This is a genomic window from Pseudomonas sp. KNUC1026 (genome assembly GCF_021650705.1).
GTDB lineage: Bacteria > Pseudomonadota > Gammaproteobacteria > Pseudomonadales > Pseudomonadaceae > Aquipseudomonas.
Map to the genome: position 1 here is coordinate 4,561,491 of NZ_CP087138.1, position 20,878 is coordinate 4,582,368.

At 62.4% G+C, this 20,878-nt stretch carries 23 protein-coding genes and 3 pseudogenes; 12 read left to right on the forward strand and 14 right to left on the reverse strand.

Features of this window, described 5'->3' with window-relative positions; genetic code table 11:
- The first annotated feature begins 29 nt into the window (after positions 1 to 29).
- Complete coding sequence (gene hemF / locus LN139_RS21520) at positions 30 to 1,010, forward strand: oxygen-dependent coproporphyrinogen oxidase (RefSeq protein WP_236360559.1); 981 nt, start codon at positions 30 to 32, stop codon at positions 1,008 to 1,010.
- Positions 1,010 to 1,830 (forward strand): annotated as a pseudogene (gene aroE, locus LN139_RS21525) (shikimate dehydrogenase). The gene hemF and the pseudogene aroE overlap by 1 nt, the downstream one beginning before the upstream one ends.
- Before the next feature lie 137 nt (positions 1,831 to 1,967).
- Here the strand turns inward: aroE and LN139_RS21530 are convergent.
- The 3 genes and pseudogenes from LN139_RS21530 to betC form a co-directional block, all read right to left on the reverse strand.
- Positions 1,968 to 2,614, reverse strand: a pseudogene (locus tag LN139_RS21530) (glycine betaine ABC transporter substrate-binding protein).
- Positions 2,508 to 2,885 (reverse strand): glycine betaine ABC transporter substrate-binding protein, encoded by a 378-nt coding sequence (locus LN139_RS25890; RefSeq protein WP_442964349.1) that lies wholly within the window; start codon positions 2,883 to 2,885, stop codon positions 2,508 to 2,510. Before LN139_RS25890 ends, LN139_RS21530 begins: the two are co-directional and overlap by 107 nt.
- A gap of 12 nt (positions 2,886 to 2,897) precedes the next feature.
- Positions 2,898 to 4,413, reverse strand: a pseudogene (gene betC, locus LN139_RS24990) (choline-sulfatase).
- 114 nt (positions 4,414 to 4,527) lie between these two features.
- Here betC and LN139_RS21545 point away from each other — a divergent pair.
- Positions 4,528 to 5,460, forward strand: coding sequence for a choline sulfate utilization transcriptional regulator (locus LN139_RS21545; RefSeq protein ID WP_236356835.1), 933 nt, complete (start codon positions 4,528 to 4,530; stop codon positions 5,458 to 5,460).
- 13 nt (positions 5,461 to 5,473) lie between these two features.
- Here the strand turns inward: LN139_RS21545 and LN139_RS21550 are convergent, their stop codons facing one another.
- The 3 genes from LN139_RS21550 to trpB all read right to left on the reverse strand — a co-directional run bounded on the left by LN139_RS21550 (position 5,474) and on the right by trpB (position 8,098).
- On the reverse strand, positions 5,474 to 5,908 hold the full coding sequence (locus LN139_RS21550; protein WP_236356837.1) for an anti-virulence regulator CigR family protein: 435 nt from the start codon (positions 5,906 to 5,908) through the stop codon (positions 5,474 to 5,476).
- A 160-nt stretch (positions 5,909 to 6,068) separates the two neighbouring features.
- On the reverse strand, positions 6,069 to 6,878 hold the full coding sequence (gene trpA, locus LN139_RS21555) for a tryptophan synthase subunit alpha (RefSeq protein ID WP_236356839.1): 810 nt from the start codon (positions 6,876 to 6,878) through the stop codon (positions 6,069 to 6,071).
- Complete coding sequence (trpB, locus tag LN139_RS21560; RefSeq protein ID WP_236356841.1) at positions 6,878 to 8,098, reverse strand: tryptophan synthase subunit beta; 1,221 nt, start codon at positions 8,096 to 8,098, stop codon at positions 6,878 to 6,880. The genes trpA and trpB overlap by 1 nt, the downstream gene beginning before the upstream one ends.
- A 107-nt stretch (positions 8,099 to 8,205) precedes the next feature.
- Between trpB and LN139_RS21565 the strand changes: the two genes are divergently transcribed.
- The gene (locus LN139_RS21565; protein ID WP_236356843.1) at positions 8,206 to 9,138 is read left to right on the forward strand and encodes a LysR family transcriptional regulator; all 933 of its coding nucleotides are present in this window, start codon (positions 8,206 to 8,208) and stop codon (positions 9,136 to 9,138) included.
- On the opposite strand, the gene LN139_RS21570 is transcribed toward LN139_RS21565, so the two are convergent.
- The gene (locus LN139_RS21570) at positions 9,111 to 9,434 is read right to left on the reverse strand and encodes a DUF883 family protein (RefSeq protein ID WP_236356845.1); all 324 of its coding nucleotides are present in this window, start codon (positions 9,432 to 9,434) and stop codon (positions 9,111 to 9,113) included. The two genes, LN139_RS21565 and LN139_RS21570, sit on opposite strands and share 28 nt — an antisense overlap.
- A 152-nt stretch (positions 9,435 to 9,586) precedes the next feature.
- On the opposite strand from LN139_RS21570, the gene LN139_RS21575 reads away from it, so the two are divergent.
- Together LN139_RS21575 and LN139_RS21580 are read left to right on the forward strand one after the other, a co-directional pair.
- Positions 9,587 to 9,802: a dodecin gene (locus tag LN139_RS21575; RefSeq protein WP_236356847.1), complete on the forward strand. Its 216-nt coding sequence runs from the start codon at positions 9,587 to 9,589 to the stop codon at positions 9,800 to 9,802.
- 101 nt (positions 9,803 to 9,903) lie between these two features.
- Positions 9,904 to 10,128: a DUF1161 domain-containing protein gene (locus LN139_RS21580; RefSeq protein WP_236356849.1), complete on the forward strand. Its 225-nt coding sequence runs from the start codon at positions 9,904 to 9,906 to the stop codon at positions 10,126 to 10,128.
- 54 nt (positions 10,129 to 10,182) lie between these two features.
- On the opposite strand, the gene LN139_RS21585 is transcribed toward LN139_RS21580, so the two are convergent.
- The gene (locus tag LN139_RS21585; RefSeq protein WP_236356852.1) at positions 10,183 to 11,184 is read right to left on the reverse strand and encodes an LLM class flavin-dependent oxidoreductase; all 1,002 of its coding nucleotides are present in this window, start codon (positions 11,182 to 11,184) and stop codon (positions 10,183 to 10,185) included.
- Between the two features lie 156 nt (positions 11,185 to 11,340).
- Between LN139_RS21585 and LN139_RS21590 the strand changes: the two genes are divergently transcribed.
- Positions 11,341 to 11,772, forward strand: a complete 432-nt coding sequence (locus LN139_RS21590) for an OsmC family protein (RefSeq protein WP_236356854.1) — start codon at positions 11,341 to 11,343, stop codon at positions 11,770 to 11,772.
- A 1-nt stretch (position 11,773) separates the two neighbouring features.
- The gene (locus LN139_RS21595; RefSeq protein WP_236356856.1) at positions 11,774 to 12,004 is read left to right on the forward strand and encodes a DUF1161 domain-containing protein; all 231 of its coding nucleotides are present in this window, start codon (positions 11,774 to 11,776) and stop codon (positions 12,002 to 12,004) included.
- A 4-nt stretch (positions 12,005 to 12,008) separates the two neighbouring features.
- Here LN139_RS21595 and LN139_RS21600 read toward each other — a convergent pair whose 3' ends face one another.
- Positions 12,009 to 12,425, reverse strand: coding sequence for a PA0061/PA0062 family lipoprotein (locus tag LN139_RS21600; RefSeq protein WP_236356858.1), 417 nt, complete (start codon positions 12,423 to 12,425; stop codon positions 12,009 to 12,011).
- Between the two features lie 45 nt (positions 12,426 to 12,470).
- A complete protein-coding gene (locus LN139_RS21605; protein WP_236356861.1) occupies positions 12,471 to 12,890 on the reverse strand; it encodes a PA0061/PA0062 family lipoprotein in 420 nt (139 codons plus the stop codon).
- Between the two features lie 82 nt (positions 12,891 to 12,972).
- Between LN139_RS21605 and LN139_RS21610 the strand changes: the two genes are divergently transcribed.
- Positions 12,973 to 14,079, forward strand: a complete 1,107-nt coding sequence (locus tag LN139_RS21610) for an aminopeptidase (RefSeq protein ID WP_236360563.1) — start codon at positions 12,973 to 12,975, stop codon at positions 14,077 to 14,079.
- On the opposite strand, the gene LN139_RS21615 is transcribed toward LN139_RS21610, so the two are convergent.
- Together LN139_RS21615 and LN139_RS21620 are read right to left on the reverse strand one after the other, a co-directional pair.
- On the reverse strand, positions 14,039 to 14,701 hold the full coding sequence (locus tag LN139_RS21615) for an HAD family hydrolase (protein ID WP_442964350.1): 663 nt from the start codon (positions 14,699 to 14,701) through the stop codon (positions 14,039 to 14,041). The genes LN139_RS21610 and LN139_RS21615 overlap by 41 nt on opposite strands.
- Positions 14,698 to 15,243, reverse strand: coding sequence for a gamma carbonic anhydrase family protein (locus tag LN139_RS21620; RefSeq protein ID WP_236356863.1), 546 nt, complete (start codon positions 15,241 to 15,243; stop codon positions 14,698 to 14,700). The genes LN139_RS21615 and LN139_RS21620 overlap by 4 nt, the downstream gene beginning before the upstream one ends.
- A gap of 64 nt (positions 15,244 to 15,307) precedes the next feature.
- On the opposite strand from LN139_RS21620, the gene prlC reads away from it, so the two are divergent.
- Both prlC and LN139_RS21630 read left to right on the forward strand, forming a co-directional pair.
- The gene (gene prlC, locus LN139_RS21625; protein WP_236356865.1) at positions 15,308 to 17,389 is read left to right on the forward strand and encodes an oligopeptidase A; all 2,082 of its coding nucleotides are present in this window, start codon (positions 15,308 to 15,310) and stop codon (positions 17,387 to 17,389) included.
- Positions 17,389 to 17,655: a YheV family putative zinc ribbon protein gene (locus LN139_RS21630; RefSeq protein WP_236356867.1), complete on the forward strand. Its 267-nt coding sequence runs from the start codon at positions 17,389 to 17,391 to the stop codon at positions 17,653 to 17,655. Before prlC ends, LN139_RS21630 begins: the two co-directional genes overlap by 1 nt.
- 35 nt (positions 17,656 to 17,690) lie before the next feature.
- Here the strand turns inward: LN139_RS21630 and LN139_RS21635 are convergent, their stop codons facing one another.
- Positions 17,691 to 18,386: a FadR/GntR family transcriptional regulator gene (locus LN139_RS21635; protein WP_236356869.1), complete on the reverse strand. Its 696-nt coding sequence runs from the start codon at positions 18,384 to 18,386 to the stop codon at positions 17,691 to 17,693.
- Between the two features lie 223 nt (positions 18,387 to 18,609).
- Here LN139_RS21635 and gudD point away from each other — a divergent pair, with 223 nt between their 5' ends.
- A complete protein-coding gene (gene gudD, locus LN139_RS21640; protein WP_236356871.1) occupies positions 18,610 to 19,959 on the forward strand; it encodes a glucarate dehydratase in 1,350 nt (449 codons plus the stop codon).
- 54 nt (positions 19,960 to 20,013) lie between these two features.
- On the opposite strand, the gene LN139_RS21645 is transcribed toward gudD, so the two are convergent.
- Positions 20,014 to 20,877, reverse strand: a complete 864-nt coding sequence (locus LN139_RS21645; RefSeq protein WP_236356873.1) for an IS3 family transposase — start codon at positions 20,875 to 20,877, stop codon at positions 20,014 to 20,016.
- Position 20,878 lies beyond the last annotated feature (1 nt).

Consider the following 20,878-nt stretch of genomic DNA (forward strand, 5'->3'; position numbering starts at 1 on the left):
GGCCGTTTTAACCGGGCCCGGCAGTGCCACTGGGGCCCCTCGCGTCGAGGTCAGTTCATGAGCCACCCCGTACCGAAGCCGTCAAAGCCTATTTGCTCGACCTGCAAGACCGCATTTGCCAGGCACTTCAAGCCGAAGATGGCGGCGCCTCCTTCACTGAAGAGGCGTGGGTGCGCGAGGCCGGTGGCGGTGGCCGCACGCGGGTGATGGCTGAAGGTACGTTGATCGAAAAGGGCGGGGTCAATTTCTCACATGTCTTCGGTGCTGGCCTGCCGCCGTCGGCCAGTGCGCACCGGCCGGAACTCGCCGGGCGTGGGTTCGAGGCGCTGGGGGTGTCGCTGGTGATCCACCCGCACAACCCCCACATCCCGACCTCTCACGCCAACGTGCGCTTCTTCATTGCCGAAAAAGAAGGTGAAGAGCCGGTTTGGTGGTTTGGTGGCGGCTTCGACCTCACGCCTTATTACGCTCATGAAGAAGACTGCGTGCATTGGCACCGGGTGGCCGAGCGCGCCTGTGCGCCTTTCGGCGCCGACGTTTACCCGCGTTACAAGGCCTGGTGCGACCGCTACTTCCACCTCAAGCACCGCGGCGAGCCACGCGGCATCGGCGGGCTGTTCTTCGACGACCTGAACGAATGGGATTTCGACACCAGCTTTGCCTTCATGCGGGCCATCGGTGACGCCTACATCGAAGCTTATTTGCCCATTGTGCAGCGCCGCCGCCATCTTGCCTGGACGCCCGAGCAGCGTGAATTTCAGGAGTTTCGCCGTGGCCGCTATGTCGAGTTCAATCTCGTCTACGACCGCGGCACGTTGTTTGGCCTGCAATCGGGCGGGCGAACCGAGTCGATCCTGATGTCCCTGCCTCCTCAGGTACGTTGGGGCTACGATTGGCGCCCCGCCCCAGGCAGCGCGGAAGCGCGGCTGACCGACTACTTTCTTCAGGACCGCGACTGGCTCGGCCTGACCCCTGACAATCACGCGCCTGACCACGGGAAGTGCCTGTAATGGACCGCTACGTCGTATTTGGAAACCCGATTGCCCACAGTAAATCGCCGTTGATCCACCGCCTGTTCGCCGAACAAGCCAGCCAACAGCTCGACTACAGCACCCAGCTGGCGCCGCTGGACGGTTTCACAGCCTGCGCCAAGGATTTCTTTCATCAGGGCGGCCTGGGCGGCAACGTGACCGTACCGTTCAAGGAAGAAGCTTTTCGCCTGTGTGACGAGCTGACCGAGCGAGCCAAGCGAGCCGGTGCGGTGAACATGCTCAGCCGCCTGGAAGATGGCAGCCTGCGGGTGACGACACCGACGGCGAAGGCCTGGTGCGTGACCTGATGAGCAATGCCGGCGCCACGCTGGTGGGCAAGCGCATTTTGCTGCTCGGCGCAGGAGGGGCGGTGCGCGGGGTGCTGGAGCCATTGCTTGAGCAAGAACCCGAGGCGCTGGTCATTGCCAACCGTACCTTGGAGAAGGCTGAGCTGCTGGCGGAAATGTTCGCTGAACTGGGCCCCGTGAGTGCCAGTGCTTTTGGCGTGCTGGCAGAGCCTTTCGACCTGATCATCAATGCCACTGCCGCCAGCCTGGCTGGCGAGCTGCCGCCGCTCGCGGCCAGCCTCATCGCGCCGGGCCGCACGCTGTGCTACGACATGATGTATGGCAAGGAGCCTACGCCCTTCCTGCGATGGGCGACCGAGCATGGGGCGGCTCAGGCAATCGACGGTTTGGGCATGCTGGTAGAGCAGGCGGCGGTGGCGTTCCGTGCCTGGCGAGGGGTAGATGTGGACAGCGCGGTGGTGCTTCGCCAGTTGCGCGAGCAGTTAGGCTAAAACACCCCCAGAGCACTTGGCAGATGCCACTGTTTTCCAGGTGGAAGGGAGGCTTGCCGCGCGACATGCTGATTTCAGGGCATCACGTCGCCCGTTACACGGCGTCTGGCAAGCCGGCCTCCCACTGAACCTCACGCTCAGAGCCGGGCCTTCACCGCCTCGAGCGCATCCTTGCCGTCAACTGTCTTCACACCGGCCAGCCACTTATCCAACACCTCGGGATGTGCCTTGAGCCAGGCCTTGGCTGCCTCTGCGTTGCTTTTCTTGGTGTCCACCACGTCCGCCATGATGGTGTTTTCCATCTCGGGCGTGAACATCAGCTGGGTCAGCAACTTGCCCACTTGCGGGCAGGCCTGGGCATAGCCCGGGCGGGTCAGGGTGAACACGCTGCCGGTGGACCCGAAGTATTCTCGCCGCCAGTGAGGTACTTCATCTTCAACTTCACATTCATCGGGTGCGGCTGCCAGCCCAGGAACACGATGAATTTTTCTCGGCGTACGGCGCGGTCCACTTCGGCCAACATGGCCTGCTCGCTGGACTCGGTGAGCTTCCATTCGCCCAGGTGGAAGTCGTTTTTCTTGATGATTTCCTGCAGCGACTGATTGGCCGGCGCGCCCGCGCCAATGCCGTAAATCTTGTGATCGAACTTGTCTGCTTGCTTGTCGAGGTCAGCGAAGTCAGTGCACGCCGGCGTTGTACACGTAGTCCGGCACTGCCAGCGTGAATTCGGTGCCCTCCAGATTCTTGGCCAACTGCACCACTTTGCCGTTGGCGATGAACTGATCGTGGAAACCTTGTTGAGCCGGCATCCAGTTACCGAGGAAGACGTCCACCTGGCCGTCGCGCAAGCCACCATAGGTGATGGGCACTGCCAGCGAATCCACTTTTACCTGATAGCCCATGCCCTCGAGCAGAAAACTGGTGATGGCGTTGGTGGCGGCAATGTCGCTCCAACCCGGGTCGGCCATCTTGACCGGGCTACAGCTGTCCTCAGCCCAGGCGCCGGCGCTCATCGCCATTACGCTTGCGGCCATCACGGTGGTTATCGTCTTCATGGCTTCCCCTTTTTACTCGGATTGGCAGGGTTGTGGATAACGTGCCCTGCGCTCCAGATCGTCCAGGTCGATATGGTTGCGCATGTATTGCTGGCTGGCATCGACCAGCGGCTGGTGATCCCAGCTCTTGAGTTGCCCTTGAGCGAGCGAGGCGGCGACGAAGCGGCGCCGACGCTGGCTGGCCAGCACTTGCTGATGGATCGCCGGCATGTCCCATTTGTCCCGCGCCTCGGCAAGGAACCGGTCGAACAGCTCGCGATGATCAGGCGCTGTGCTCAGGTCCTCACGCTCTTGCGGATCTTGCCGCACGTTGTAGAGCAGGCAAGGGTCGGCCTCACTGTAGATGAATTTGTAGTCGCCCCGGCGGATCATCATCAGAGGGCTGTTGGTGCCCTCGGCCATGTACTCGCCGAATACCCCGTCGTGAGCTCCGCTGCCGTCGAGGTGGCCCAGCAGCGAGCGGCCATCGAGCGGCAACTGTGGCTGTACCTCGCCACCCGCCAGCTCCACCAGCGTTGGCAGCAGGTCGGCAGTGGACACCGAGGCGCTCACCCGCCTGGCGGGGAACTGGCCCGGTGCGTGGATCAGCGAAGGTACCCGCGCCGACATCTCGAACCAGTGCATCTTGTACCAGAGCCCCCGCTCGCCAAGCATGTCGCCATGGTCGCCGGAGAACACGATGATGGTGTCATCGGCCAAACCACACTCCTCCAACGTGGCCAGCAGCCGCCCGACGTTATGATCGATGTAACTGCATGCGCCGAAGTAGGCACGGCGAGCGTCGCGGATCTTGTTTTCCGGCAGCGGTTTGCCCAGAGATCGTAGACCTTGAGCAGGCGCTGAGAGTGGGGGTCGAGCGCCTGCTGATCGGGTACGTTCGCCGGCATCGGAATGTCGTCGTCGCCGTACAGGTCCCAGAACGGCTTGGGAATGGTGTACGGGTCGTGCGGGTGGGTCATCGACACGGTCAGGCAGAACGGCTGGCCGCTGGCCTCGCGCACGTGGTCGTAAAGGTATTGCTGGGCCTTGAATACCACTTCTTCGTCGAAGTCGAGCTGGTTGGTGCGCACGCAGGGCCCGGCTTGCAACACCGACGACATGTTGTGATACCAGCTGGGGCGTACGTCAGGCTCGTCCCAGTTCACCGCCCATCCGTAGTCGGCGGGGTAGATGTCGCTGGTCAGGCGCTGTTCGTAGCCGTGCAATTGGTCGGGGCCACAGAAGTGCATCTTTCCGGAGAGCGCCGTGTGGTAGCCCAGCTTGCGCAGGTAGTGGGCATAGGTGGGGACGTCCGCCGCAAAGTCGGCTGCGTTGTCGTAGGCGCCGATCTTGCTCGGCAATTGGCCGCTGACCAAGGTAAAGCGTGAAGGCGCGCACAGCGGGCTGTTGCAATAGGCGGAGTCGAACAGCACGGCTTCGCTCGCCAGGCGCGACAGGTGAGGCAACTTGATCGGAGACGGCGCGTAAAACGGCAGCAGGGTGCGGCCATCTGGTCGGCCATCAGGAAAAGAATGTTCTTGCGCTTCATAAGATCGCAGCGTTCCATTGTGGTGGGTTATGCGATATTGCTGAACGCAGGATGAAGCGCCGTGGCTCGTGGCGTAAATCCCGCACTCGATAATGCCTAGGATAAGCACAACTTATGTTTGAGAGCCTTGGTGTGGTATCGCTCGACGCGTTGCGCGCCTTCGAAGCCGCCGCGCGGCATCGCAGCTTCACCGCCGCAGCCGCAGAACTGGGCACCACTCAGCCGGCCATCAGCCAACAGATCAAGCGCCTTGAAGAGCAACTGGCCGTACGCCTGTTCGACCGGGTTTACCGGGGCATCGACCTGACCGACGCCGGCGCCACGCTGTTCGAGCACGTACAGGCAGGCTTGCAGAACATCGATACGGGCCTGGGCGCGATCACTGCTCAGGGCCAGCATGAGGTACTGCAGGTCGCGACCGATTTCGCCTTCGCCGCTTATTGGCTGATGCCGCGATTGCATCGCTTTCATCAGGCACACCCGCAGGTGGACGTAAGCCTTGTGACCTCCGAACGCAGCCACGGCATGTTGCGCAGCGATATCGATATTGCCGTGCTGTTTGGCGATGGCCGGTTTCGCCAGGGTGAAAGCCATTGGTTGTTCGATGAGCAAGTATTCCCGGTGTGCAGCCCCCGGCTTCTGGAAGCGGATGCCGCACACTTGCCGCTCAAGGCGCTGCAAGCTTTGCCACTGTTGCACCTGCGCGGGGAAACCAGCAGCCAGTGGTTCGATTGGGCGCGGCTGTTCCGGTATTGGGAGATCCCAGCACAGCCTGCGCCGGGGCAGTTGCGTTTCGATAACTACACCTTGCTGATCCAGGCCGCGATTGCCGGCCAGGGTGTGGCGATAGGTTGGCGGCACCTGGTCGATGCGCTGCTCGACCAAGGCCTGCTGTGCCGGCCGTTCCAGGAGAGTGCCCGTTCGAACATGGGCTATTACGTGGTAGTGCCCCAACGCAAGCGCCGCAGCCGAATGATCCAGCGCTTCGTCGATTGGCTGATGGTCGAGCAGGTTGGCCCATTGGCGCCTGAGCGCTTTGCACGCTGAGGCGCCAGGCGCGTCAGTCGAGCACGCCGCTCAGGATCTCGTAGATCACGCTGGTGCCGATGGCCACCAGCACTACATCAGGGCCGACTCGGCGCCATTCGTAGCCTTCGTAACGCGGCAGATGCGCCATGGCACGGCGGTCGAGTGGGCGGCCGTAGCCGTGAGGCAGGGGTTGGCCTCTGACCAGGTGCACGCCCGGCGGCATGGGCCGGCCCTGGCCGAAGTCGCCGCGGTGGTCGCTGATGCTCTGGCGCACGGGGCCGAAGTCGCGTGGCGGCTGTGGGCCGCCGCTTGGCTGGCCATGCGCGGCCGGTGGGTGGCCGCCAGGTCCTCCTGGGCCGCCCTGGCCTGGGCCATGGTCATCCGGGCCTGGCCCGGCTTGAACCAGTGGCGCAGCCGCAAGCAGTGCGATACCCAGGCCGGCAATCAGTGAGTGGGGCAGTTTCATCAAGGTTTCCTCAGCCAATGCCCGCGTGCGGGCAACGAAAAGGGCGCGAACCCTATGTGCTCGCGCCCTTGTGTTCTTGCCCGTTAGTGCCTGAAAAACCGAGGGAATTCCTCTGTATCAGAAACTTTACCCCACCTTGGCAGAGCCTTTACGTTCGCTGTTACAGGCGCGCAGCACGCACGCCTTCAGCCAGTTGCTTGCACAACCCGAGCACGCCTTCCACTGCTTCACCTGGGGTGGCGGCCTTGGCGATCTGATCGACCAGAGCCGAACCCACCACAACGCCGTCTGCCAGCCTCGCAATATCGGCAGCCTGCTCCGGCGTGCGAATGCCGAAGCCCACGCTGATCGGCAAGTCGGTGTGGCGACGCAGCCGCGCGACCGCCTCGGTCACGTGCTCGGTGGTGGCCGAGCCCGCGCCGGTCACACCCGCCACCGACACGTAATAGACGAACCCAGAGCTGCCGCTGAGCACCGTAGGCAGCCGCGCGTCGTCAGTGGTCGGTGTAGTCAGCCGGATGAAGTCGATGCCCGCAGCCTGGGCCGGGTCGCACAGGTCGTGGTTATGCTCTGGCGGCAGGTCGACCACGATCAGCCCATCGACGCCAGCCTCGCCCGCATCGGCGATGAAGCGCTCGATACCGTAATTGTGGATCGGGTTGAAGTAGCCCATCAGCACCAGCGGCGTGCTGCGGTCACCTGCGCGGAAGTCGCGGGCCATCTGCAGCGTCTTGGCCAGGGTCTGGCGCGCCTTGAGGGCACGGATGTTGGCCAGTTGAATGGCTGGGCCATCCGCCATGGGGTCAGTGAACGGCATGCCCAGCTCGATCACATCGGCGCCTGCCTGCGGCAGGCCCTTGAGAATCGCCAGCGACGTGTCGTAATCCGGGTCGCCGGAGGTGACGAAGGTCACCAGCGCGGCGCGGTTGGCTTGCTTGAGCTCGTCGAAGCGGCTTTGCAGGCGGCTCATCAGTGTTTCTCCCGCGTCGAAAGGTCCAGATGGTGCATCACGGTTTGCATGTCCTTGTCGCCGCGGCCGGAGAGGTTCACCACCATCAGGTGGTCCTTGGGCAACGTAGGGGCGCGCTTGAACACTTCAGCCAGGGCGTGAGCGCTTTCCAGCGCCGGAATGATGCCTTCGAGGCGGCAGCATTGGTGAAACGCTGCCAGGGCCTCGTCATCGGTGACCGACGTGTATTCGCCCCGCCCGATGTCATGCAGCCAGGCGTGCTCAGGGCCGATGCCGGGGTAGTCCAGGCCTGCGGAGATCGAGTGGGCGTCGATGATCTGGCCGTCTTCATCCTGCAACAGGAAGGTGCGGTTGCCGTGCAGCACGCCCGGGCGGCCGCCATTGAGGCTGGCGGCATGCTGGCCGGTGGCGATGCCGTGGCCTGCTGCTTCGACGCCGATGATCTGCACGCTCTTGTCGTCCAGGAAGGGGTGGAACAGGCCCATGGCGTTGGAGCCACCGCCGATGCACGCGACCAGGCTGTCAGGCAGGCGGCCTTCGGCAGCTTGCATCTGTTCGCGGGTTTCCTTGCCAATCACGGCCTGGAAGTCGCGCACCATCGCCGGATACGGGTGCGGGCCTGCGACGGTACCGATCAGGTAGAAGGTGCTCTCGACGTTGGTCACCCAGTCGCGCAGCGCCTCGTTCATAGCGTCCTTGAGCGTGCCGGTGCCTGCGGTGACCGGGATGATCTCGGCGCCCAGCAGCTTCATGCGGAACACGTTGGCCTGCTGGCGCTCGATATCGGTAGTGCCCATGTAGATCACGCATTTGAGGCCGAAGCGCGCGGCCACAGTGGCAGTCGCTACACCATGCATGCCGGCGCCGGTCTCGGCGATGATGCGTTGCTTGCCCATGCGCCGGGCCAGCAGGATCTGGCCGATGCAGTTGTTGATCTTGTGCGCGCCGGTGTGGTTGAGCTCTTCACGCTTTAGGTAGATCTTGGCGCCGCCGCAGTGTTCGGTCAGGCGCTCGGCGAAGTACAGCGGGCTGGGGCGGCCCACGTAGTCGCGTTGGAAGTACGCCAGCTCCTCGAGAAACGCTGGGTCGTTCTTGGCCGCTTCGTATTCGCGGTTCAGGTCGAGAATCAACGGCATCAGGGTTTCGGCAACATAGCGGCCACCGAACTGGCCAAACAGGCCGTTGGTATCAGGGCCGCTGCGGTATTGGGCTTGGGTCATGAATCACTCCCGCTGAAGGGTGGCTTGACGATGAAGCCACTTTACCCAGCCCACAGCCGGCTGAAAACCGATAAGATCGATTCAACCTGTCAGGAAAACTCACCTATATGCGCCGAGACCTTCCTTCACTCAATGCACTGCGGGCGTTTGACGCCACCGCTCGCTCAGGCAGCGTCAGCCAGGCGGCGGAAAGCCTGAACGTTACGCACGGCGCGGTCAGCCGGCAGCTCCGGCTGCTCGAAGATGAGCTTGGCGTGCAATTGTTCGCCAAGGACGGGCGCGGCCTTAAACTCACAGAATCCGGCGTTCGGTTGCGAGATGTTTGCGATGAGGCTTTCGGGCGTTTACGGCAGGTATGCGCACAGTTGAGCCAGGCTCAGGAGGGTGCGCCCTTTTTGCTGGGCTGCTCCGGAAGCCTGCTTGCACGCTGGTTCATTCCGCGGTTGGGGCAGCTCAACGCTGACCTTCCCGACCTGCGCCTGCACCTGTCGGCCGGCGAAGGCGACGTTGACCCGCGCAGCGCGACCTGGGATGCGTTGCTGGTGTTCGCCGAGCCGCCCTGGCCTGCGCAGATGCAGGTTCATGAACTGGTGCCGGAGCGTATCGGCCCTGTGCTCAGCCCGCGCCACCCCCGCTTCGAACAACTGGCCCATGCGCCAGCCCGTGCTCTGCTGGACGAGCCGTTGCTGCATACGCTGTCGCGGCCACAGGCGTGGCCCGAATGGGCACGGCGCAACGATCTCGCACCCGACGCGCTAACGCAGGGCCAAGGTTTCGAGCATCTGTATTATTTGCTGGAGGCTGCTGTGGCAGGGCTGGGCGTGGCGATTGCGCCCGAAGTGCTGGTGGCCGATGACTTGAAAGCCGGGCGTTTGGCGGCGCCGTGGGGCTTCAGCCAAACCCCGGCGCGCCTGGCACTATGGGTGCCGGGGCGCGCCGCGGACGGGCGTGCCCAGCGATTGGCGGCATGGCTCGCCACCGCGCTGGGCGCCACTGCGCTGGGCGCCGAGGATCAGTCGGAGCGTTTGCACAGCAGGTAGGCTGCCAGCAGGCCCAGAGCGCCGACGGCGATACCGGCAGTGGTCAGCGGGTGCTCTTGCGCGTAATCACGGGTAGCGATGCCGGTTTCACGGGTTTTGACCTTCACTTCTTCATACGCGTCGGCCAGCAGGCTGCGCGATTGCTTCAGTGCGGATTCGGCGCTGGCCTTGAGATTCTTGATGGTCTTGCGCGACTCATCGGTTGCGTCGTCCTTGAGGCCTTCGAGCGAGCGCAGCAGGCTCTCGATCTCGGCTTCCATGCTTTGCAGCGATGCTTTACGTAGCGAATTGGCCATTGGGTGTTCACTCCTGCGAGGTGAGTTGCGGTGTAGAGGTGGGACTTCAACACGTTGCGAAAGTGCGGTCGGGCTGAACTTTTGCTTCCGCTTCGCCCCTTAAAGGTATGAGCCACCAGCCGGTGGCGTGCGCCCTGAACAGGAGTAAGCCCATGTCTGATCATCACACTTACAAAAAGGCCGAACTGGTAGGTTCCTCCACCAACAGCGTCGAGGACGCCATCAACAATGCCCTGGCTGAAGCGAACAAATCGCTCGACTTGATGGAGTGGTTCGAGGTGGTAGAAACCCGTGGCCACATTCGCGATGGCAAGGTCGCTCATTTCCAGGTGACCATCAAAGTTGGCTTCAAGATCGCCAACAGCTGACCCAGGCACTGGCTAAAAAAATCTTTTTACGCTAATACAGTGGTGCCCTTCGAATGGGCCAGGATAGCTGAGCAGTATCAACAGACCAGGGAACGTGACCGATGAAAAAACTTTTGTTGGCGGTAGGGTTGTTGGGCATGGCGGGTTCCGCGTTCGCCGCGGGCACTTCGTGCGATACCGTTAAAGGCGATATCGACGCCAAGATCAAAGCCAAGGGCGCTTCGGGCTACAGCCTGGAAGTGGTCGACAAGGGCAGCGCAGCCGACGGCAAGGTGGTTGGCAGCTGCGAAGGTGGTACCAAGGAGATCGTCTACAAAAGAGGCTGAAGCACCGCCCTTGTGTAGGAACAGCGAAGCCCGGCCGATGCCGGGCTTCGTGCTTCAGGCAGTCATGATTTCAGACAGCAACCGATACGAGTGAAGCCGGTCGGCATGCTCGTACAGGTCGCAGGTGAAGATCAGTTCATCGGCCAGGGTCTGCTCCAGCAGCACCTCCAGCTTCGCGCGGATTTTCGCCGGGCTGCCGATCATGGCCAGGCCCAGGAAGCTGCCTACTGCGTCTTTTTCATGCGGCAGCCACAGCCCCTCCATGCTAGGCACGGGCGGCTGCTGAACCAGGCTTTGCCCGCGAATCAGGTTGAGGATGCGCCGGTAGACGGAGGTAGCCAGGTAATCGGCCTGCTCGTCAGAGTCGGCTGCCACCAGCGGGACGCCCAGCATCACGTACGGTTTATCGAGCACGGCTGATGGCGTGAAGTGATCGCGGTAGACACGAATCGCCTCATGCATCATGCGTGGCGCGAAATGCGAAGCGAAGGCATAAGGCAGGCCGCGCATGCCCGCCAGCTGCGCGCTGAACAGGCTTGAGCCGAGCAGCCAGATGGGCACCTCGGTGCCGCTGCCTGGTACTGCAATCACCCGCTGCCCTGGTGTGCGAGGGCCCAGATAGGCAGCCAGCTCCGCAACGTCATCGGGGAAGTCGTCAGAAGAGCCGGAGCGTTCACGGCGCAGTGCGCGGGCGGTCATCTGGTCTGAGCCGGGCGCGCGGCCCAGGCCGAGGTCGATCCGGCCCGGATAGAGGCTGGCAAGGGTGCCGAACTGTTCAGCGATCACCAGCGGCGCGTGGTTGGGCAGCATCACGCCACCCGAGCCTACTCGAATGGTGGAAGTGCCGCCCGCCAGGTAGCCCAGCAGCACAGACGTGGCTGAGCTGGCGATGCCGTCCATGTTGTGGTGCTCGGCCACCCAAAAGCGGTTATACCCCCAGCGTTCCACATGCTGGGCCAGGTCCAGCGAGTTGCGCAGTGACTGAGCCGGGCCCAGGTCTTGCCGAACTGGTACCAGGTCCAGCGCCGAATACTTGATGCTTGCCAACGTACTCATGAAAACTCCACTTAAAAAATGACACCCCCGCGCCGTTTTTTAATTGTCAGGCGGCTACATTGAACGCTTTCGCCGAACGGTGCAAACCGAGTGAACTTGCCTGGTGGCTGGCCCTCAGAACCCTTACTGAACCGGCACAATGCCAAAGGAGGCAGCATGACCATCAAGAAGCAAGCATCCGCTCACTGGGAAGGTGGCCTGAAAGACGGCACCGGCAAGATTTCCGTCGGCAGCGGCGCTTTCAGCGACCTGCCCTATGGTTTCAAAGCGCGTTTCGAAGGTGTCAAAGGCTCCAACCCTGAAGAGCTGATCGGTGCAGCCCACGCCGGCTGCTTCTCGATGGCGCTGTCGATGATCCTTGGTGAAGCGGGCCTGACCGCCACTGCGATCGATACCCAGGCTGAAGTGTCCCTGGAAGAGAAGCCTGACGGCTTTGCCATCACCGCTGTGCACCTGACCCTCAAGGCAAGCGTGCCGGGCGCCAGCGAAGAGCAGTTCAAGGAACTGGCCAACAAGGCCAAGGTTGGCTGCCCGGTGTCGAAAGTGCTGAATGCCGATATCACTCTCGATGCCTCGTTGGTGAATTGAGATGAGGCGCGCGGCGTTCTGGTGTGTGTTTGCCCTGTGGGCCGGCAGTGCCAGCGCCGCGCCGCTCGATTGTGAAACGCTCAAGGCTGAGATCGAGGCCAAGATCCAGTCCAATGGTGTGGCCGACTACACCCTCGAGATTGTGGACAGCGCTGAGGCCAAGGACCCGTCAATGATCGTCGGCAGTTGCGCCAACGGCACTCGCAAGATCATCTACCAGAAGAACGGCTGAGCCTTTACCACAGGCAGTAGTTGCTTCTGTCCTGCGCTACCACCTGATTGCTGGGGTCATACAGCAAGGCGCTGGGCTCGATGCCCAGATTGCGCGCCTGAATCCGATACCGGCCTCCCGCCTTGAACCCGTTGTACTGCACGGTGATGTAGCACATCCGCTCACTCGGCTGGCTCATGATTGCCAGCGGAGCGTTGGCTTCGTAGTCGTAGCGAAACTCAAGCGTGTGAGTGCCGGGCGTAACCTGAAAATAACGCCCGTCGTCCAGGCGCTTGCCGTCCAGCCGCTCGGCGAGGATCGCTTTGCCGTTCAGCATGCTCAGCTCGACCCATGCCTGTGCCGGGTCGTGTGGTGGCACCGGCGTAGTGTTGCAAGCACTGAGCAGTGCCAGAGTGGGCAGCAGGGCAAGCGTTAAGCGCATCGGTCAGCTCCAGGGCGTCGTTGGCGCCAGCATAACGCCAAAGCCTCAAGCGCGCTGGCAGCCGGCCGGCTGCCCCTTGCTCACCAGCTTGTTCCGCTCGTCGTAGAGCTTCGCCCAAGGCGTAAAGCCAACAGTGCCCGCCTGCAGGCGATAACGCTCACCGGCGTTGAAGTGGGCAAATTTGACGTTGAGCTGGCAGTCACGCCAAAGCGGGTTGGCGTCCGGCCCGATGTTGGTCGGTGCAACGGCGAATTGATAGCGCACGGTCAGCTCATGGCTGCCCGGCTGCACTTCGAAGTAGCGTTTGTCTTCCCACTGCTTGGCATCGACCTCTTGGGCGTGCAGAGAATTGTTCTGCGGCACCTGAAGGTCGACCCACGCTTGATGAGGGTCGGGGCTGGGCAGGCCGATCAGTGAGCAGCCTGGCAGTGCCAGCAGGCCGCAAAGTAACAATTTTTCACGCATTGGCGCACTCCGAAGCAGCAAAATGGGGGCGAATGGTGGCTGGCGATCTCTGTCGCGTCAGGTGCTGCACAGGGGGATGAAAATGATCTGGCAACGGCACACCCGCCACGGCAAACGAGACAACTCAAAGCGGCCCTGGGTTCCCCTGGTGCTGCTCGGCCTGCTGAGCGGTTGCTCCAGCGTTCGTTACTACAGCCAGCTTGCCGAGGGCCAATTGGCGCTGCTACACGCACGCGAGCCCGTTGAAGCCGTGATCGCCGACCCTTCACGCCCTGCGGCGCTGCGGCAGTACTTGAGCCAGGCGCTGCTTGCGCGGCGTTTCGCAAGCGAGCAACTGCACCTGCCCGATAACCGCAGCTACCGGCTCTACGCCGATATTCATCGCCCATTCGTGGTGTGGAACGTCTTCGCCACCGATGAGTTTTCCCTGCAGCCTCTGACCCACTGCTTCCCCATTGCCGGTTGTGTCGCCTATCAGGGCTTCTACGCTCAAGGCGCCGCACGCGGTGCGGCGGCGCTGTTGCGCCAGCAGGGCAAGGACGTCTACGTGGGCGGGGTCGAAACCTATTCCACGTTGGGCTGGTTCAATGACCCGATCATCAGCACCATGACCGGTTGGGGCCAGGAGCGGCTGGACACCTTGATCTTCCATGAGCTGGCGCACCAGCGTTTCTATGTGAAGAACGACACCCAATTCAATGAGTCTTTCGCAACCTTCGTGGAGCAGGAAGGCACTCGCCAATGGCGAGCATGGCGCAAGCTGCCGCCGGCCGATCAAGGCCAGCAGGCGCAGCGTGAGCAGTTCGTGCAACTGGTGCTGAGTGCTCGGCAAAAGCTGGACGCGCTGTATCGCCAGCCGCTTTCCAGTGGTGCCATGCGCGAGGCCAAGGCCGCACAATTTCAACGCCTGCGGGATGATTACCAGCGCTTGCGCGATCAACAGTGGCACGGCGACCGCCGTTACGATGCCTGGGTCTACTCGCCTTTGAACAATGCCAAGCTGTTGCCCTTCGGCTTGTACGATCAATGGGTGCCTGCCTTCGCTGCGGTGTTCATTCAGCAAGGGAAGGACTGGCCACGTTTCTACGCCGAGGTCGAGCGCCTTGGCGCCCTTCCTCCCGCCGAACGTGCAGCGGCATTGCAGGCGCTTATGCCGGCGAGCGAGAAAACGCCTGGTGCAACGCCTTGAGCGTAGCGAAGTGGTAGGTCGGCGCTTCGCCCAGCAGCTCGGCTTCGCTGCCGAACCCATAACCCACCGCTACGCAATCGAGCCCATTGGCCCGAGCGCCAATCAGATCGTGCTTGCGGTCACCAATCATCAGGGTATCGGCCGGTGCCAGCCCTTCTTCCTCGAGCAGGTGGGCGATGAGCTCGACCTTGTTGGTGCGGGTGCCGTCCAGCTCGCTGCCGTAGATCATTTTGAAGTGTCGGGCAAAATCGAAGTGCCTTGCGATCTCACGGGCGAACTCCCAGGGCTTGGACGTCGCGATGTACAGATGCCGACCTTGAGCAACCAGCGTTTCGAGCAACTCGGTGACACCTTCGAACATTTCGTTTTCATACAGGCCTGTGACGCGGAAGCGGTCTCGGTAATGGTTAACGGCTTCCCACGCCTGAGCCTCGCTCAAGGCATAAAACTGCATGAAGGCTTGCAGCAACGGCGGCCCGATGAAGTGCTCGAGCCTGGCGAGGTCTGGCTCATCGATACCCAACTTGCCGAGGGCGTACTGAATCGAACGTGTGATGCCTTCGCGCGGGTCGGTCAGGGTGCCGTCGAGGTCGAACAGGATGTTGCGGTGGTCCAGGCTCATGTGCGGTCGTACCCCGCCGCGAGGTGGCGGTCCTTGAGCTTGACGTAGTTGGCCGCGCTGTAGGTGAAGAATGCGCGTTCCTTGTCGGTGAGCTCGCGTGCCTGCCTGGCTGGGCTGCCAACGTACAGGTAGCCGCTTTCCAGGCGTTTGCCCGGTGGCACCAGGCTGCCGGCACCGATGATCACTTCATCCTCGACCACCGCACCATCCATGATGGTGCTGCCCATGCCCACCAGGATGCGGCTGCCCAGGGTGCACCCATGCAACATCACCTTGTGCCCGATGGTCACGTCGTCGCCGATCAGCAGCGGGAAGCCATCGGGGTTGAACGGCCCTGCGTGGGTGATGTGCAGCACGCTGGCGTCCTGCACACTGGTGCGCTGGCCGATGCGGATGTGGTGCATGTCGCCGCGGATCACTGCGAGCGGCCACACCGAGCTGTCATCGCCAATCTCGACATCGCCCAGCACCACCGCGCTGCGGTCGACGAATACCTTGGCTCCCAACTGGGGAGCATGTTGTTCGAACCTTCGAATGGACACGATAGCCTCCTTTGATGCCGCCGATTTGCTGCGGTCGGGGTCGATTGTAATTGAAGATGGTCCCATGATTCTTCAGAGCCAAGGTGCAAATACCGTGAGCGAGAACAACCCGCTGCTTCAGCCCTACGACCTGCCACCCTTTTCCGCGATCCTTCCTGAGCATGTGCAGCCTGCCATCGAACAGATCCTGAGCGATAACCGTGCCGCCCTCGTCGGCCTTTTGCAAAGCCAGGCGGGCAAACCTACCTGGAACGGCCTGGTGCTGGCGATGGACGAGCTCAATGATCGCCTGGGCGCCGCCTGGAGCCCGGTGAGCCACCTCAATGCAGTGTGCAACAGCCCCGAACTGCGCCAGGCGTATGAAGCCTGCCTGCCTGCCTTGAGCGCCTACTCCACCGAGATCGGCCAGAACCGCGAGCTGTTCGACGCCTTCCAGGCCCTGGCGAACAGCCCAGAAGCGGCCGGTTTCGATGTGGGGCAGAAAACCACGCTGGAGCACTCGCTGCGCGACTTCCGCCTATCGGGCATCGACCTGCCGGCCGACAAGCAGAAGCGCTACGCCGAAGTGCAAAGCAAGCTCTCCGAACTGGGCAGCCAGTTCTCCAACCAGCTGCTCGACGCCACCCAGGCCTGGAGCAAGCACGTCACCGACGAGGCGCAACTGGCCGGCCTGACTGATTCGGCCAAGGCGCAGATGGCTGCTGCGGCCCAGGCCAAGGGCCTTGAAGGTTGGCTGATCACTCTGGAATTTCCCAGCTACTACGCAGTGATGACCTATGCCCACGACCGGGCACTGCGTGAAGAGGTGTACCGCGCCTACAGCACTCGCGCCTCCGATCAGGGCCCGAATGCCGGCCAGAACGACAATGGCCCGGTGATGCAGCAACTGCTGGATTTGCGCCAGGAGCTGGCCAGCCTGCTGGGCTTTGCCAACTACGCCGAGAAAAGCCTCGCCACCAAGATGGCTGAGAGCGGCGACCAGGTATTGAGCTTCCTGCGGGACCTGGCCAAACGCAGCAAGCCCTTCGCCGCCAAAGACCTCGAAGAGCTCAAGGCCTACGCCGCCGAGCAAGGCTGCCCGACGCTGGAAAGCTGGGACACCGGCTACTACGGCGAAAAGCTTCGCGAGCAGCGCTACAGCGTTTCGCAGGAAGCGCTTCGGGCGTACTTCCCGATCGATAAAGTGTTGAGCGGCCTGTTCAGCCTGGTCGAGCGCCTCTATGGCATCCAGATCGCCGAGCTCGAGGGTTTCGACAGCTGGCACCCGGATGTGCGCCTGTTCGAGATCAAGGAAAACGGCCAGCACGTAGGCCGCTTCTTCTTCGACCTCTACGCCCGCGCCAACAAGCGCGGCGGCGCCTGGATGGACGGTGCGCGCGACCGCCGCCGTACCGCCGATGGCACGCTGCAGAGCCCTGTGGCAAACCTGGTGTGCAATTTCACCCCGGCAGTTCCCGGCAAGCCGGCACTGCTCACCCACGATGAAGTGACCACGTTGTTCCACGAGTTCGGCCATGGCCTGCATCACCTGCTCACCCGCATCGAGCACGCCGGGGTCTCCGGCATCAATGGTGTGGCGTGGGACGCAGTCGAGCTGCCCAGCCAGTTCATGGAAAACTGGTGCTGGGAACCTGAAGGTCTGGCGCTGATTTCCGGCCATTACGAAACCGGCGAGCCGCTGCCGCAGGACCTGCTCGACAAGATGCTGGCCGCCAAGAACTTCCAGTCTGGCCTGATGATGGTGCGCCAGCTGGAGTTCTCGCTGTTCGACTTCGAACTGCACGCCACCCATGGCGACGGCCGCTCGGCGTTGCAGGTGCTGGAGGCGGTGCGCGACGAGGTGTCGGTGATGCGCCCGCCCGCCTACAACCGTTTCCCCAACAGCTTTGCGCACATCTTCGCTGGCGGTTACGCGGCCGGTTATTACAGCTACAAGTGGGCTGAAGTGTTGTCGGCCGATGCGTTCTCGCGCTTCGAAGAAGAAGGCGTGCTCAACGGCGATACCGGCCGTGCATTCCGTGATGCGATCCTGGCCCGTGGTGGGTCGCAGGCGCCGATGGTGCTGTTCGTCGACTTCCGTGGCCGCGAGCCATCGATCGACGCACTGCTGCGCCACAGCGGCCTGGCGGATGAGCGTGCTGCCTGATGGAGCCTACCGTGACCAAGACCCCGAAACGCTTCATCGCCGGCGCTGTGTGCCCGGCGTGCAGCGAGCAGGACAAGCTGATGATGTGGAGCGAGGATGACGTGCCGCACCGTGAGTGCGTTGCCTGCGGTTATTCCGATACGCTCAACGCGCAAGGGCAGTCGGTGCCGCGTGAGCTCGGCACGCGGGTGAACCAGGCCGAGGTGAAACCCAAGCCCAAGGTTCAGACGGTGCAGTTCTTCCCGAACCCGAAACTCAAGAAGTAGATGTCAGGCGCGGCGCGGGTACCCACCCGTGCCGCTCAACCTGCCTTGAACCGTTCACGGCTGTTGGACAGGTGCAGCCACATGGCGGCGCGTGCGCCGTCGCTGTCCTGGCGCTGAATCGCGCTGTAGATCCCTTCGTGCTCGCGAGCTGCCGGCAATGCCAGTGCGGACAAGTCGCTGCTGCCCCGCTCCACGGGCTTTACCTGTGTGCGCGGGATCATCCCCCGGCCCAGATGCAACATCAGGTCGGTGAAGTAGCGATTACCGGTGGCCTCGGCAATCAACAGATGAAATCGCCAATCCGCCGCGGCGCAGCGCTCATCGTCGCCCAGGTGGGCCTGGTAGTCGTCCAGCGCTTCGCGCATATCCTGCAGGTGTTCCATTTGCCTGTGGCGCGCGGCCAGCGCGGCGGCCTGGCTTTCCAGCCCGAGGCGCACATCAAGGATTCTCCCGACTGCCTGCGCGGTATCGGCGGCAAGGCGCAAGCCTGGCTCACCGGCCAGTACGAAAGTGCCCACGCCATGGCGGGTTTCGACCATGCCCGCCGCCTGCAACCTGGAAAGCGCTTCTCGCACGACCGTACGGCTGACGCCGAATGCCTGGACGATGGTGTTTTCCGGCGGCAGCTTGCTGCCTGCGGCGTACGTACCTGCACGGATGCGTTGGCTGAGGGCGTCGACCAGGCCTTGAGCGAGGCTCTGGCCACGTCTGCGTGGGGTGTTGCTGACCATGGCGAAACCTTGGTGAAAATTTGAGCGCATGATGTAAGAACGGTAGTTGTAATACAACTATACGGTTCGTTGTATCGGCCGCAATTTATGGCTTTTATGAGTGGTGCACGCCATCTGGACGGCAGCGTTGTCAGTTTTAAAATCAGGTCGTATGATGTCTATCGACTGGCGTTTCGCGTTCGAATGCTGCGATGCCGTTATCGACCTCCAAGGACACTCCCCCATGAACAACACCAACAATGCTGTGGGCAGCGCACCGATCATCACCGAGCTGCAGGTCGTGCCCGTCGCCGGCCATGACAGCATGCTGATGAACCTCTCTGGCGCACACGGGCCTTACTTCACCCGCAATATCGTGATCCTCAAGGACAACGCCGGCCATGTCGGTGTGGGCGAAGTGCCAGGCGGCGAGAAGATTCGCCAGACCCTCGAAGACGCCCGCAGCCTGTTGGTCGGCAAGCCCATCGGCCAGTACCAGCGCATTCTTAACGACATGCGCCGTGAGTTCGCTGCGCGCGACGTAGGTGGCCGTGGGCTGCAGACATTCGACCTGCGCATCACCGTGCATGCGGTCACCGCCGTGGAAGCCGCGCTGCTCGACCTGCTTGGCCAATTCCTCGATGTGCCTGTAGCGGCGCTGCTGGGCGAAGGCCAGCAACGTGAAGCAGTGAAAATGCTCGGTTACCTTTTTTATGTAGGCGATCGCAACAAGACCGACCTGGCCTACCGCAGTGAGCCGGAGGCCGACAACGACTGGTTCCGTGTGCGCCACGACGAGGCGCTTACGCCTGAGCGGGTGGTTCGCCTGGCAGAAGCTGCTCATGCGAAATATGGTTTTGAAGACTTCAAGCTCAAAGGCGGCGTGCTGCGCGGCGACGAAGAGATCGAAGCGGTGACCGCTCTGGCCGAACGCTTCCCGCAAGCGCGCGTGACACTGGACCCCAACGGGGCCTGGTCGCTCCAGGAGGCAATCCGCCTGTGCCGCGATCAGCACAAGGTGTTGGCTTATGCCGAAGACCCTTGCGGTGCAGAAAACGGTTATTCCGGCCGCGAAGTGATGGCCGAGTTCCGCCGCGCCACCGGCTTGCCCACTGCCACCAACATGATCGCCACCGACTGGCGCCAGATGGGCCACGCCATTCAGTTGCAGTCAGTGGACATCCCGCTGGCCGACCCACACTTCTGGACCATGCAAGGCTCGGTACGGGTGGCGCAGATGTGCAACGACTGGGGCCTGACCTGGGGCTCGCATTCGAACAACCACTTCGATATCTCGCTGGCCATGTTCACGCACGTCGCAGCCGCAGCCCCGGGCAACATCACCGCCATCGACACTCACTGGATCTGGCAGGACGGCCAGCGCCTGACCAAAGAGCCTTTGCAGATCGTCGGTGGCGAAGTCCGAGTGCCGGCCAAGCCTGGCCTGGGTGTGGAGATCGACATGGACCAGGTCGCCAAGGCCCACGAGCTGTACAAGGGCATGGGCCTGGGCGCACGCGATGACGCCGTGGCCATGCAGTTCCTGATCCCGAACTGGACCTTCGATAACAAGAAGCCCTGCCTGGTCAGGTGAGTCTCTAGCGGCGAGCTGCAAGCTGCTAGCAGAGGCGGGTGGTGTGTCACCGCTTTACTGGACACCTGACTTGAGCGGCAGCACGGTTTCATAGGGGGTTTTGTATCCCAGTGAGCCGTGCGGTCGTTCGAAATTGTAGTACTCGATATATTCCTGGATCAGCCGTTTTGTCCGCGCATGAGGTTGGGCGCCCCAGCGCTTGAGCCACTCGCGCTTCAAAAGACTGAACCAGCTCTCGGCGCAGGCATTATCCCAGCAGTTACCTTTCCGAGACATGCTTTGGGCAAAGCCATGTTGCAGGAGCCAGCGGCGTACCCGCTCGCCACGATATTGGACGCCCTGATCACTATGAAACAACCCTTGGTGCGTTAGTCCTTCTGCTCTTCTGGCCATCTCGAGGGCCTTGATCACCAGCTCTTCCCGGGGCTGCAAACTCATCGAATGGCCGATCAGACGACGATTGGGCAATGACAGCACGGTCGCCAGATAAAACCAGCATCCATTTTCCAGGCGCAGTTGCGTGATGTCCGAGACCCATGTTTGCTTGGCCGGCGGGTTGTCGAACTGTCGCTCAAGCAAGTTGGGACGCGCAGGGTCGAGTACGCGCGCATATCGACGTTTGCGAGGCACGTAACAGGCGCGGCGGTCCATTTTTCGCATCAGGCGATGAACCCGATTGCGGCCGACTTTGACACCTTCCTGAGTCAATTGGTGGTGGATCTTACGGCTGCCCAATATCTGCATGGACTGGTCATGCAACTGCTCGATCCGCTCACTCAAAGCCATATTCTCCTGCTTGCGCAGGGAGCCGGGCCCCTGAGAGCTGGCCAGCCAAGCGTAGTAACCACTGCGCGCGACGTTGAGTACCCGACAGCACACCGCAACGGGCCATTCGTTCATTTGGTCGCGAATGGCCACA